This is a genomic window from Microvirga zambiensis WSM3693, from assembly GCF_016735695.1.
Lineage (GTDB): Bacteria > Pseudomonadota > Alphaproteobacteria > Rhizobiales > Beijerinckiaceae > Microvirga > Microvirga zambiensis.
Genome location: NZ_JAERQD010000012.1, coordinates 100,137 through 113,234, shown reverse-complemented (window position 1 = coordinate 113,234; position 13,098 = coordinate 100,137). Strand labels below are relative to the sequence as shown.

13 protein-coding genes are annotated in these 13,098 nt (G+C 64.9%); 7 read left to right on the top strand and 6 right to left on the bottom strand.

Translation table 11 applies throughout. The annotated features are described in order from the left end of the window. Positions 1-32 precede the first annotated feature (32 nt). The 4 genes from JKL46_RS11945 to JKL46_RS11930 all read left to right on the top strand — a co-directional run bounded on the left by JKL46_RS11945 (position 33) and on the right by JKL46_RS11930 (position 3,979). Positions 33-1,106, top strand: a complete 1,074-nt coding sequence (locus tag JKL46_RS11945) for an extracellular solute-binding protein (RefSeq protein ID WP_201833058.1) — start codon at positions 33-35, stop codon at positions 1,104-1,106. Between the two features lie 65 nt (positions 1,107-1,171). Continuing rightward, on the top strand, positions 1,172-2,266 hold the full coding sequence (locus JKL46_RS11940) for an ABC transporter ATP-binding protein (protein WP_201833056.1): 1,095 nt from the start codon (positions 1,172-1,174) through the stop codon (positions 2,264-2,266). Then, complete coding sequence (locus JKL46_RS11935; RefSeq protein ID WP_201833054.1) at positions 2,263-3,132, top strand: ABC transporter permease; 870 nt, start codon at positions 2,263-2,265, stop codon at positions 3,130-3,132. Before JKL46_RS11940 ends, JKL46_RS11935 begins: the two co-directional genes overlap by 4 nt. Before the next feature lie 7 nt (positions 3,133-3,139). After that, the gene (locus JKL46_RS11930) at positions 3,140-3,979 is read left to right on the top strand and encodes an ABC transporter permease (protein ID WP_201833052.1); all 840 of its coding nucleotides are present in this window, start codon (positions 3,140-3,142) and stop codon (positions 3,977-3,979) included. A 314-nt stretch (positions 3,980-4,293) separates the two neighbouring features. Here the strand turns inward: JKL46_RS11930 and JKL46_RS11925 are convergent, their stop codons facing one another. The 6 genes from JKL46_RS11925 to JKL46_RS11900 are packed head-to-tail and all read right to left on the bottom strand — an operon-like array spanning position 4,294 to position 10,615. Further along, positions 4,294-5,361 (bottom strand): dipeptidase, encoded by a 1,068-nt coding sequence (locus JKL46_RS11925; RefSeq protein WP_201833050.1) that lies wholly within the window; start codon positions 5,359-5,361, stop codon positions 4,294-4,296. A 36-nt stretch (positions 5,362-5,397) separates the two neighbouring features. Further along, entirely contained in the window at positions 5,398-6,180 is a 783-nt protein-coding gene (locus tag JKL46_RS11920; RefSeq protein ID WP_201833048.1) for an ABC transporter ATP-binding protein, read from the bottom strand. A gap of 2 nt (positions 6,181-6,182) precedes the next feature. Continuing rightward, a complete protein-coding gene (locus JKL46_RS11915; RefSeq protein WP_201833047.1) occupies positions 6,183-7,019 on the bottom strand; it encodes an ABC transporter ATP-binding protein in 837 nt (278 codons plus the stop codon). Continuing rightward, positions 7,016-7,948 carry an ABC transporter permease gene (locus tag JKL46_RS11910; RefSeq protein WP_201833046.1) on the bottom strand — a complete coding sequence of 311 codons (933 nt, stop codon included), beginning with the start codon at positions 7,946-7,948 and terminating at the stop codon, positions 7,016-7,018. Before JKL46_RS11910 ends, JKL46_RS11915 begins: the two co-directional genes overlap by 4 nt. Next, entirely contained in the window at positions 7,948-9,006 is a 1,059-nt protein-coding gene (locus JKL46_RS11905) for an ABC transporter permease (RefSeq protein WP_425493258.1), read from the bottom strand. Before JKL46_RS11905 ends, JKL46_RS11910 begins: the two co-directional genes overlap by 1 nt. Positions 9,007-9,013: 7 nt before the next feature. Beyond that, entirely contained in the window at positions 9,014-10,615 is a 1,602-nt protein-coding gene (locus JKL46_RS11900; RefSeq protein WP_201833045.1) for an ABC transporter substrate-binding protein, read from the bottom strand. 237 nt (positions 10,616-10,852) lie between these two features. Between JKL46_RS11900 and argH the strand changes: the two genes are divergently transcribed. The 3 genes from argH to JKL46_RS11885 all read left to right on the top strand — a co-directional run bounded on the left by argH (position 10,853) and on the right by JKL46_RS11885 (position 13,091). After that, positions 10,853-12,217, top strand: a complete 1,365-nt coding sequence (gene argH, locus JKL46_RS11895; RefSeq protein ID WP_201833095.1) for an argininosuccinate lyase — start codon at positions 10,853-10,855, stop codon at positions 12,215-12,217. A gap of 147 nt (positions 12,218-12,364) precedes the next feature. Beyond that, positions 12,365-12,799 carry an Hsp20 family protein gene (locus JKL46_RS11890; RefSeq protein WP_201833044.1) on the top strand — a complete coding sequence of 145 codons (435 nt, stop codon included), beginning with the start codon at positions 12,365-12,367 and terminating at the stop codon, positions 12,797-12,799. A 25-nt stretch (positions 12,800-12,824) separates the two neighbouring features. Then, positions 12,825-13,091, top strand: coding sequence for a BQ00720 family protein (locus tag JKL46_RS11885; RefSeq protein WP_201833043.1), 267 nt, complete (start codon positions 12,825-12,827; stop codon positions 13,089-13,091). The last annotated feature ends 7 nt before the right edge of the window (positions 13,092-13,098 follow it).

Genomic DNA, 13,098 nt, shown 5'->3' with positions numbered 1-13,098 from the left:
TGGGTAAAAGCCCAACCACATGGAGGATGAGGATGTTGACGAAACGCGCCAGCCTGAAGCTGGCAACGGCACTCGCCGCTCTCATGGTCGTCGGCTCGGCTGAAGCCGCCGAGAAGCTGCGGCTCCTGACCTGGTCGGGCTATGCTCCGCCCGACGTGGTCGCCGAATTCACGAAGGAGACCGGGATCGAGGTCGAGGTGACCACCTCGAACAACGAGGAGATGATCTCCAAGCTGCGCGCCACGCAAGGCGCAGGCTTCGATCTCGCCCAGCCGAGCCAGGACCGCATCGCCGGCCCGCAGGCCGAGTTCGGCATCTACAAGCCGCTCGACCTGTCCAAGCTCAAGTCGGACCAGTTCATCGCCTCGATGCTCGAAGCGACCAAGAAGAACACCACCACCGACGGCAAGGTCTACGGCGTTCCGCATATCTGGGGCACGGACGGCCTCGTCGTGAACACCAAGGCGGCGCCGAACGTCGCCGATTACAACGACCTCTGCGGTCCTGCGGTCGCAGGCAAGGCCAGCTTCCGCGCCAAGCGCCCGGCGCTGATCGCCTTTGCCTTCGCCAACGGCATGGACCCCTTCGCCGCCTATGGCGATGCGAAGGCGTATGCGGCTCTGATGGACAAGGTTGGCGCCAAGCTCGCCGAGTGCAAGAAGAACGTTAAGTTCTTCTGGGAAGGCTCGGACCAGCTCCTCAACGCCGTACGCTCCGGTGAGATCGTCGCCGCCATGGCCTGGGATACGGGTGGCTGGAAGCTCAACGCCGAAAACCCGGACATGAAGTTCATCGCGCCGAAGTCCGGTGCGCTCGGCTGGGTCGACACCTTCGCGATCCCCGCCAAGGGCCGCAACGACGATGCCGCCTACAAGTGGATCAACTTCAACATGCGGCCGGAAATCGCCGCTAAGGTCGCCGCCGCCGCCGGCAACTTCACGGCTTCCAACGGCGCCGACAAGCTCATGCAGGGCAAGCTGAAGGACCAGTTCGCCGAAAGCTTCCCGAAGGCCGCCATCGACAACATCAAGTGGTATCCGGCCGTGCCGGCGGGCCTCGAGGAGATCGAGGGCAAGGTCCTCGACCGCCTGAAGGCCGGTTCGTAAAAGCCGATTGTGTTGTATCATCATCCCCCGGCTCGCCGGGGGATGACTTTTTGCGTGGTAGCGTCATGGCAGCTTCCTCTCATACCGCCACCGATCTCGACATCGTCAACGTCACGAAGCGCTTCGGCTCCCATGCGGCCGTCGACGATGTGACGTTCAGCGTCGCGCCGGGCGAGTTCTTCTCGATCCTCGGCCCTTCCGGCTGCGGCAAGACCACCCTGATGCGCATGATCGCCGGATTCGAGCATCCGACCTCCGGCGACATCCGCATCCGGTCTAAATCGATGATCGGCGTTCCGGCCAACAGGCGGCCCGTCAACATGGTGTTCCAGAGCCTCGCGCTCTTTCCCATGATGAGCGTCGGCGAGAACGTGGCCTATGGGCTCACCTGCCGCGGCGTTTCCCGCGCCGAGGCCGAGGAGCGCGCGGGGCGCATGCTGGAGCGCGTCGGCCTGAAAGGTTTCGGCGAAAGGCGCGTGACGGCTTTGTCCGGGGGGCAGCGGCAGCGCGTCGCGATCGCCCGCTGCCTCGTACTGGAGCCCACCCTCGTGCTCCTCGACGAGCCGCTCGGCGCGCTCGATCTGAAGCTGCGCGAGCACATGAAGATCGAGCTGAAGCAGCTGCAGGGGACCTTCAACACCACCTTCGCCTATATCACGCACGATCAGTCCGAAGCGCTGGTCATGTCGGATCGCATCGCCGTGATGAATCAGGGCCGGTTCGAGCAGGTAGGAAGCCCGCGCGAGCTCTATCACAGCCCGGCGACGCCCTTCGTCGCGAGCTTCGTCGGCGAGACGAATCGCTGGCAGGGACAGGCCGCCTCCGCGTCCAACGGCGCCGTCGCCGTGCGGCTGTCGTCGGGAGCGGTGGTGCAGGGGCAGGGGAGCGGTGCCGCGCAGGCGCTCGCCTTCGTCCGGCCTGAAGCCGTCGCCTTGGCGCAGGATCAATCCTCGCTCGCCAACCTGCCGAACCGCTTCGAAGGCCGCGTCTCCGCCGTGCTCTTCGACGGTGCCGCGTCGAGCCTGCTGATCGATACGGCGGGCTTCGCCGAGCCCGTGCGCGCGGTGCTGCCGCAGGCCGGCCCGCTCGCCGGCATCGAGGTCGGCGCGCCGATCCATGTGGGCTGGACGGCCGATGCGATGAAGGTTTTCGCCGCATGATCGCGAAACCCGCGCAAAGCCTCACGCTCTTCCTGCTGCTCGCGCCCGCGCTCCTGTGGCTCGGGCTCCTCATCGTGCTGCCGCATGTGGAGATCCTGATCCTTTCCTTCAGCGAGCGGGTGGCGCCGCGGGTCTATGCGTTCGGCTTCGGCAATTATCTCGAATTCTTCACCGAGCCGCTCTATTGGCGCACGTTTGCGCGCACCGCCTTCATGTCGATCCTGGTGACGGCGCTCACCCTCGTGCTCGCCTTCCCGATCGCGCTCTACATCGCCCGCGTCGCGCAGGGACGCCTGAAGGCGATGCTGCTGCTGCTCTGCCTTTTGCCGTTCTGGGTGTCGGAACTGGTGCGCACCCTCGGCTGGATGATCCTGCTGCGCGAGACCGGCGTCATCTCCTACGCGCTGAGGGCGGTCGGGCTTGCGAGCCAGCCGGTCGAGCTTCTCTACAATGACGGCGCGGTGATCCTCGGCCTCGTCTATGGCGGCCTGCTGTTCATGATCGTGCCGCTCGCCAATGCGCTGGAGAGCCTGGAGCCTGCCGTGGTCGAGGCCGGATACGATCTCGGCGGCTCGCGCTGGACGGTGCTGCGCCGCATCGTGATCCCACATGCCATGCCGGGCATCGTTGCGGGCTGCATCATCGTTTTCATGCTCACCGTCGGCAATTTCGCGACCCCGGTGCTGTTGGGCGGCAAGAACGGATTGTGGTTCACCGAGCAGATCTACGCCCAGTTCATCACGCGCTTCAACTGGCCGCAGGGAGCGGCCTTCGGCATGCTGCTCCTGCTGCTTTCGTCCGCCATCGTGTGGCTGGGCCTGCGCCTCACCGGACAGAGCCTCGGCACCACCTTGAAGCAGGCATGAGATCGCCATGAACCGCCCGTCCTTCACCTGGAAGCTCTACATCGCGGCGTTCTATCTTTTCCTGTTCGCGCCGCTTCTCGTCGTGGCGATCTTCGCCTTCAACGCGAGCCAGTTCCCGTCGCCGCCCTGGCGCGGCTTCACCCTCGAATGGTTCACGGGCACCGGCGCCGTTTTCGGCAAGCCCGGCGTGCTGGCGGATCCGATCTGGCTCGCCAGCATCGGCAACAGCTTCAAGGTGGCGATCCCGGTCGCGTTGCTCGCCGTTCTCATCGGCACCGTGAACGCCTGGGTGCTGGAGCGGGCGGAGTTCCGCGGCAAGACTTTTCTCGCCATGATGATGCTCTGGCCCCTCGTCATCCCCGGCGTGGTGCTCGGCATCTCGATCCTCGCCTTCTTCTCGCGCGTGGCGAACGGGCTCGAGGACTGGCTTCAGACCGATCTCGACATCTTACGCCCCGGCCTGCCGCTCGTGGTGCTCGGCCAACTCTCCTTCATCCTGACGATTTCGACGCTGATCATCGCCGCGCGCCTGCGGAAGTTCGACCGCTCGCTGGAGGAGGCAGCCTTCGATCTCGGCGCCAGCCGCGCGCGGGTGCTGCGCACGGTGACGCTGCCTTTCCTGAGCCCCGCGCTCATCGGCGCCGGGCTCGTGGCGCTCCTGATGTCGTTCGAGAACTTCAACACGACGCTGATGCTCGTCGGCTCCGAAGCGCCGCTGCCGATCGCCATGTACGGCCAGATGCGCGAGGGCGCCTCGCCGGCGATCAACGCGGTGAGCCTGCTGCTCATGCTCGGCGTCGGCGGCATCGCGAGCGTATTCGCGCTAACGGCGAAGGCGGAGCGTTAAAGCAGAGATTGAATTCCACTGCCCTCATCCTGAGGAGCAGCCGTAGGCTGCGTCTCGAAGGAGGATCCAGTGCTCTCTGGAGGCTCCTTCGAAACGGTCACTTCGTGACCTCCTCAGGATGAGGTAGAGTAGATTGCGACGTGAATGGCCGGCACAAGGCCGGCCATGACGTGATGCGTGTCATCCCCGGCGAGCGCAGCGAGGGAAAGGGATCCATAGCGCCGAGCATGTGAGTGGGTTCCCTTCCCCTGCGATGGCTTTCGCCATCTCCGTCCGGGAATGACACTGAGGAGCGTTCGGCACTTTCAAACCGCTCACTGCCCCCAGGTGCGCTCCAGAACATTCACCCAGTTCTCGTAGCAGAGCTTGCGCAGGGTCGGTTCGTCGTAGCCGTGGCGGCGCATGGCGTCGACGAGGCATGGGAGGCCGGTGACGTCGCCGATCTCGGCGGGGATCGTCGCGCCGTCGAAATCGGAGCCGAGGCCGACGCCGTCGACGCCCACATGCTCGATCAGGTGATCCATGTGGCGGATCATCTCCTCCAGCGGCGTGTCGTCGTTGCGCTGGCCGTCGGGACGGATGAAGGAGGTGGCGAAGTTCACGCCGACCATGCCGCGGCTCTCGCGGATCGCGGCGAGCTGCCTGTCGGTCAGGTTGCGCGAGTGCTGGCAGATCTCCCACGCATTGGAATGGGTCGCGACGAGCGGCGCATCGGAGAGTTTTGCCACCTCCCAGAAACCCTTCTCGTTCAGGTGCGAGAGATCGAGCATGATCTTGAGGCGGTTGCAGGTGCGCACGAGCTCGAAGCCGCGATCGGTGAGGCCGGGGCCGGTATCCGGCGTCGAGGGATAGCGGAACGGCACGCCGTGGCCGAAGATGTTGGAGCGGCTCCAGACCGGGCCGATCGAGCGTAAGCCCGCCTCGTGGAGCACGTCGAGCATGGTGAGGTCCGGGTCGATGCCCTCGGCGCCCTCGATGTGAAGGATAGCGGCGAGCTTGCCGGTGTCGATGCAGTGGCGGATGTCGGCCACCGAGCGGCAGATCTTCACCTCGCCCTTCGAGGCCCGCTCGATCCGCATGAGGAGCGCTGCCATGTGCACCGTGACCTGCTGGCTCGAGGGGAGCGGCAGCGGCGTGGGCAGGGGCACGTCGTATTTCGTATGCGTCATCAGCGTGTCGACATCGACGCCACCGCTCTCGGACGGCACGTAGACCGCGAAGAACCCGCCGACGAAGCCTCCCTGCTTCATGCGCGGCAGATCGAGATGTCCGATATTGTCACCCTCCAGGAAGGCCTGTTCCGGAGGAATCTTGCCGCGCATCAGGCGCAGCAGCACATCGTTGTGACCATCGAAAACGGGCATGAGCGGAGATTGGGGCATCTTTTCACATCAAACGGTTAGAAATCAAAACAAGGCTCAGCCGGCCAGAGCCGTAGCCGGCTGCTTCGAAGCGCGGGAATAACCCTGGCTCGCCTGAATCAGCGACTGGGTATATTCGTTCGACGCGGCGCCCGAGCGCAATGCCTCGGCCGTCGTTTCCTCGACAGCCTCGCCATGGCGCATGACGAGCAGGCGCTCGCACAGATGGGCGACGACGGCGAGATCGTGGCTGACGAGAATATAGGTCAGCCCGAGCTTGCGGCGCAGGTCGTCGAGCAGGTTCAGGATCTCGGCCTGCACCGAGGCGTCGAGCGCGGAGGTCGGCTCGTCGAGGAGGAGCACCTTCGGGCGCAGGATCAGCGCACGGGCAATCGCGATGCGCTGGCGCTGGCCGCCGGAGAGCTGGTGCGGATAGCGGAAGCGGAAGGAGGGGCCGAGGCCCACCTCGCGCAGGGCCTGCAGGATCCGGGTCTCCGCATCGTTCTTCTCGCCGTGGATCGCGAGCGGCTCGGAGAGCGTGCGGTCGACGGTGTGGCGCGGATGGAGCGAGGCATAAGGGTCCTGGAAGACCATCTGCACCGTGCGATAGAAGGCCTTCGTCCGCGGCGTGGTGACTTCCTTCCCATCGACGAGTACGCGCCCGCCCGAGACCGGCGCCAGGCCGCAGATGGCGCGCAAAACCGTCGACTTGCCGGAGCCGGATTCGCCGACGAGCCCGTAGGCCGCGCCTTGCTCCACATGGAAGCTCACGTCCTTGACCGCATCGACCCTGAGGCGGCCGGTGCCGTAGACGACTTGAAGGTTCTGAATATCGAGCATCTTTACAGCGCCCAAGCAGGATCACGGTTGAGCGTGGGGAGTGGGCGAACGTCGTCCACCAGCGTCGGCAGGCAGCGCATCAGCCCCTGCGTGTAGGGATGCTGCGCTTCGCGCAGGTTCTTCGCCTCCAGCTCCTCGACCACGCGGCCCGCATACATCACCAGAACCCGGTCGCAGAACGAGGAGACGAGCTTCAGATCGTGCGAGATGAAGATCAGACCCATGCCGCGCTCGGTGACGAGCTCGTCGAGAATGCGTAAGACCTCCATCGAGACCGTCACGTCCAGCGCCGAGGTCGGTTCGTCGGCGATGAGGAGATCGGGATCGGTCACGAGCATCATGGCGATCATGGCGCGCTGGCCCATGCCGCCCGACACTTCGTGCGGATAGAGCGCGAAGACGCGGCCAGGATCGCGCATCTTCACCGCCTCCAGCATGGCGAGCGCCTTGTCGCGGGCCTCATTGCGGCCCGCCTTGGCATGAGCCTGATAGGCCTCGATGATCTGCTCGCCGATGGTCATGACCGGATTGAGCGAATACTTCGGGTCCTGCATCACCATGCTGATGCGACCGCCGCGCAAGGTGCGCAGCGTGCGATTCGAGGCCGTGAGCAGATCGATCCCGTCGAAGGCGAGGCGCTTCGCCGTCACCTCACCGGGAGGAGGGGTGAGGCCGAGGATGGCACGGCCCGTCTGCGACTTGCCGGAGCCGGACTCGCCGACGATTCCGAGGCGCTCGCGCCCAAGCTGGAAGGACACGCCGCGCACCGCTTCCACGGTGCCGGTGCGCAGATGGAAACGGACGCGGAGGTCCTCGACGTCAAGAAGCGGCTTCGTCATTTCGCAGCCTTCGGATCGAGAACGTCACGCAGGCCGTCGCCGAGCAGGTTGAAGCCGAGGCTCACCACGAAGATGGCAAGACCGGGCATGGCGGCGACCCACCATTGGTCGATGAGGTAGTTGCGGCCCGTGGCGACCATGGCGCCCCATTCCGGCATCGGCGGCTGTGCGCCGAGGCCGAGGAAGCCGAGGCCCGCCGCGGTGAGGATGATGCCGGCCATGTCGAGCGTCACGCGCACGATGAGGGACGAGAGGCAAAGCGGCACCACGTGGCCGAGGATGATGCGCGGCGTCGAAGCACCCTGCAGCTTCACGGCCGCGATGAAATCGCTGTTGCGGATCATCAGAGTCTCGGCGCGGGCGATGCGGGCGTATGGAGGCCAGGAGGTGATCGCGATGGCGATGATGGCGTTCTCGATGCCGGGTCCCAGAGCCGCCACGAAGGCCAGCGCCAGGACGAGGCGTGGGAAGGCGAGGAAGATGTCGGTGATCCGCATCAGGACCGTGTCGACCCAGCCGCCGAGATAGCCGGACACGGTGCCGACCAGGAGCCCGATGGGCGTCGCGATCAGCGCCACCAGCACCACGACGAAGAGCGTGATCCGCGAGCCGTAGACGACGCGTGAGAAGATGTCGCGCGCCTGGTCGTCGGTGCCGAACCAGAAGGTCTCGCTCGGCGGCAGCAGGCGCTGCGTGCGCAGGTCGCCGCCGGCGACGGGCGAATAGGGCGCGATGACATCGGCGAAGATCGCCAACAGGATCAGCAGGATGACGATCCCGAGGCCGACGACGGCGAGCGGGTTGCGGGAAAACGCGCGCCAGCCGAGATAGAACCGGCCGAGCCGCGCCTGCCACCGGGAATGCGGCTCGGGCGACAGGAGCCAGGCCCGGAGCCCGGCGGGTTGTTCAGCAAGAGGGGCGCCGGCCATCAGCGGGTCCTCGGGTCAAGCAGGCGATAGAGCAAGTCGGAGACGAGGTTGAGCAGCACGAAGACGGTTCCGATCACGAGGGTACCGCCCAGCACCGCGTTCATGTCCGCGTTCTGCAGGGAATTGGTGATGTACTGGCCTAGCCCAGGCCATGCGAAGACCGTCTCGGTGAGCACGGAGCCTTCGAGCAGGTTGGCGTAGGACAGGGCGATCACCGTTACGAGAGGCACCGCCGCATTGCGCAGGGCATGGCGCCAGATCACGCGCATCTCGGACAGGCCCTTCACCCGCGCCGCGATCACGTATTCCTGCGCGAGCTCGTTCAGCATGAAGGAGCGCGTCATGCGGCTGATATAGGCAAGCGAGAAATAGCCGAGCAGGCAGGCCGGAAGAATGACGTGCGAGACGGCATCCCAGAACGCATCCCACTGGCCCTGCATGGCGGTGTCGAGCAGCACGATGCCGGTGACGGGGGTGTAGAGATAGGAATAGGTCACGTCGATGCGGCCCGGTCCCGCGACCCAGCCCAGCTTGGCGTAGAACAGCAGGAGACCCATCAGGCCGAGCCAGAAGATCGGCACCGAATAGCCGACGAGGCCGAGCACGCGCACGAACTGATCGATCAGGGTGCCGCGCTTCACCGCGGCGAGGACGCCGAGCGGGATGCCGATGAGAACGCCGATGAGGGTGCCGAGGGTTGCAAGCTCCAGGGTCGCCGGGAAGACGTTGATGATATCGGTCATCACCGGATTGGTGGTGAGCACCGAATTGCCGAAATCGCCGGTGGCGGCCTTCTTCACATAGATGACGAACTGCTCGATCAGCGGCCGGTCGAGGCCCAGCTCCGTGCGAACGCGCTCATAGACATGGGCCGGAGCCCGGTCGCCGACGACGGCGATGACGGGGTCGATGGGAACGACGCGGCCGATGAAGAAGGTGACGGCGACAAGGCCGAGGAGAGTCGTCGCCAGGACGATGACGAACTGGGCGACTTTCTTAAGGAAGGAGCGGAGAGCACTGCCGTGCCCTCCGCCCCCGTTCATGACTGCTGAAACCATCGAGATGTCAGTTCTTCTTGGCCTGTGACACGTCGTTGTCGCTGAAGGACGGGCCGAGGACGAAGTTGTCCACGTTCTTGCGCACGGCAGCAACTTCCGTCTGCTGCAGGAAGATCACGAACGGACCGTCGTCGAGAACCGACTTCTGCAGTTCCTTGTACATCTGCGCGCGCTTCTCGCCATCACGCTCCATCACGGCGGCGCGGGTCTTGGCGGTCAGCGCGCCCGGATCCCACGAGTTGCGCCATGCGAGGGGCTTCGCCTTCGCATTGTCCGAGTTGTCGTCGTTGGCCGCGAAGGTGTCTGCGTTGGAGTTCGGGTCCTGATAGTCCGAGCCCCAGTTGCCGATATAGATGTCGTGCTGGCGGGCGCGGTACTTGGTCAGGGCCTGCTTGGAATCCATCGGCAGGATCTCAAGCTTGATGCCGGCCTGCGCGAAGGTCTGCTGCATCGCCTGCGCGATGCCGGTGATCTCGGCGGTGGAGCGGGTGTCCATCGTCACCGAGAAGCCGTCCTTCAGGCCGGCCTTGGCGAGAAGCTCCTTCGCCTTGGCGACGTCAAGCTTGTAGGGGTTCGAGGTCTCGGCGCCGAGGAAGCCCTTGGGCAGGAAGTTCTGGTGAACGTCGCCCTTGCTCTTCATGATGGTGTCGGCGATCGCCGAGTAGTCGACGAGATACTTCAGGGCCTGACGAACCTCGGGCTTGGCCAGGTTCGGGTTCTTCTGGTTCAAGCCGAGATAATAGACCGTGCCCTTGGGGCCGCTCTGGATCTTGACGTCCGCGTTCTTGGAAACCGCGGCGATCTCTTCCGGGTTCAGGTTGCGGGCAACATCGATGTCGCCCTTCTCGAGCAGGAGGCGCTGGCTCGCGGTTTCCTTGATGTGGCGGAAGATCACGCGGGCGAGGGGAGTCTTCTTCTCGTAGTTCGGGTTGCGCTCGAGGACGAGGACCTCGTTGGCCTTCCAGTCGCGCATGATGTACGGGCCGGAGCCGGCATACTTGGTCTTCAGCCAGTTATAGCCGAAGTCGCCGTCCTTCTCGTTCTGAACCAGCAGCTTCTTGTCGACGATCGAGGCGACCGAGTTGCCGAGGCAGTAGAGGACCAGGGTCGGCGCGTAGGCCTTGTCGACCTCGAAGGTCATCTCGAGCGGGCCGGTCTGCTTGACCTTGTCCTTCACGTTGTCCTTCGTCAGGCCGAACTGGCCCAGGATGAAGGCCGGGGACTTGTCGAGCGCCACGGCGCGGTGGAGCGAGTACACCACGTCCTCGGCCGTGATCGGGTTGCCCGAGGCGAATTTGCGGTTGGGCTTGATCTTGAAGGTATAGGTCTTGCCGTCCGGGGATACGGTCCAGGATTCCGCGACCTGCCCGGAGATCTTGGACACGTCCTTGATGTCGTAGGAGATCAGGCGCTCATAGGTGTTGCCGATGATCTCGGACGCGCTGAACTCGAACACCTCGGCCGGGTCGAGGGAGATGATGTCGTCGCTCTGCCAGGCTTGGACGAGGGTGTCCGCCGGGGTCGCCGCCATGACGGCGGAGAACGAGGTCGCCATGGTGGCAACCATGGCTGCAGATAGGAGAAATTTCGGAAGTCGCTTCATGGCCATTCCCTTACAGCGCTCAGAGCGCTTTTTGTTGCGCCAATATGAATGCAAATCACACAAAAGCTGTCGAGTCCAGCAAGTGGTTTTAAACTGGCAAACAATGCTCGGGCTGCCCAAAGGGAGGGCATGGCGGGCGATCCGGGTTGGCCTTCTCCGGTGAATTGTGGCAAAGGCTCAGCGACCCTCTCGATCGGATGAAGCACAGTGTCGGAAGAAGCCAAAAAACCGGGTGCCAACACCATGTGGGGCGGACGGTTCTCGTCCTCGCCCAGCGCGCTCATGGAAGCCATCAACGCCTCCATCGACTTCGACAAGCGACTGGCCTCCCAGGACATCCAGGGCTCCCTTGCCCACAGCGCCATGCTGGCGAAGCAGGGGATCATCGCGGAGAGCGACCGGGACGCCATCCACCAGGGCCTCCAGCGGGTGCTCGGCGAGATCGAGTCCGGCTCCTTCACCTTCTCCAAGGCGCTCGAAGACATCCACATGAACGTGGAGAGCCGCTTGCGCGAGATCGTCGGCGATCCGGCGGCGCGCCTCCACACCGCCCGCAGCCGCAACGACCAGGTCGCCACCGATGCCCGCCTCTGGGTGCGCGAGGCCCATGACCGGACCGACGAGCAGCTCACCAGCCTGATCAAGGCCCTGCTCGACAAGGCCGAGACCCATGCTGCCACCGTCATGCCCGGCTTCACCCATCTCCAGAGCGCCCAGCCGGTGACCTTCGGGCATCACCTCATGGCCTATGTGGAGATGTTCGGCCGCGACCGCAGCCGTATCCGCGATTCCCGCAAGCGCCTGAACGAGTCGCCACTGGGCGCCGGCGCGCTCGCCGGCACGTCCTTTCCCATCGACCGGCACATGACGGCGAAGGCCATGGGCTTCGACGGGCCGACCCGAAATTCGCTGGATACGGTCTCGGACCGGGACAGCCTTCTGGAGTTCATGGCAGCTGCTTCCATCTGCGCCGTGCACCTGTCACGTCTTGCGGAAGAAATTATCATCTGGATGTCAGCTCCCTTCGGCTTCGTCCGTCTGCCCGACCGCTGGACCACCGGCTCCAGCATGATGCCGCAGAAGCGCAACCCGGATGCCGCCGAGCTCGTGCGCGGCAAGACCGGCCGCGTGATCGGCTCGCTGGTCTCGCTGCTCACCGTCATGAAGGGCCTCCCGCTCGCCTATTCCAAGGACATGCAGGAGGACAAGGAGCAGCTCTTCGACGCCGCCGACACCATCGAGATCGTGCTCGCGGCGACGACCGGCATGATCAAGGACCTGGAGCCCGTGCCCGAGCGCATGGCGGCTTTGGCCGGAGCCGGCTTTTCGACCGCGACCGATCTTGCCGACTGGCTCGTGCGCAGCCTCGGCATCCCCTTCCGCGATGCCCATCACGTCACCGGACGGATCGTCTCCGAGGCGGAGACACGCGGCTGCAGCCTGGAGGAGCTCCCGCTCGACGCCATGCAGGCCGTCGAGCCCAAGATCCACCAGGGTATCTACGATGTGCTCGGCGTCGAGAACTCCGTCCGCTCCCGGACGAGCTTCGGCGGCACCTCGCCCGTGCGCGTGGCCGAGCAGGTCGCCTGGTGGCGGGAGCGGGTCTGATCCGCTCCTGCCAGGCGTCCCGGCAGGCCTTGATGGGGCAAGGCACTATTACCATATTGCTGACAACGGCTCCTATCCGGGAGCCATCCGGGTGCCGCGGATGCGGGCCCGGGATCACCGAAGTGCCTCTAACCTTGGGCTTCGAACATGTCGCGTCAGTCGCCCTTCGGGCATCCGTTTCTCTTAGGCTTCGACGAGATCGAGCAGGCGCTCGACCGAGTCTCCAAGGCCGCGGGGGACGGTTATCCGCCCTACAATATCGAGCGTCTGGCGCGTACCGAGAGCGCCCCTGAGCGCCTCCGCATCACCCTGGCGGTTGCCGGTTTCACCCGGGACCAGCTCGAGGTGACCCTGGAGGAGAACCAGCTCGTCATCCGGGGACGCCAGTCCGACGACAAGACAAGGCACTTCCTTCATCGCGGCATCGCCGCCCGTCAGTTCCAGCGTACCTTCCTCCTTGTCGATGGCATGGAGGTGATGGGCGCGGACCTGTCCAACGGACTTCTGTCGATCGATCTCGTCCGGCCCGAGCCGGAGCGGATCGTCCGTAAAATCGACATCAGTGCCCCGGACAAGGTGTGACGGCGTCCGCATCAAGGAGATGTCCATGAACTTCGATATCAAGCATCATGCCGAGCCGGTCCTCGATGTGGCCGAGCTGGCGGCTCTGGGGCTGGGCGAGATGGCCTATGTGAAGCCGATGGAGGCCGACGAGATCGCCCGCCTGTTCCCGCAGGCGCCGAAGCTACAGTCCGGCACCCAGCTCTTCGCGCTTCTCTCCGCCAGCGGCGAGCCCATCCTGCTGACCGACAACCGCGACGCGGCCGTGGCCAATGCCTGGGCGCATGACCTGACCACGGTGAGCCTGCACTAGGCTCATC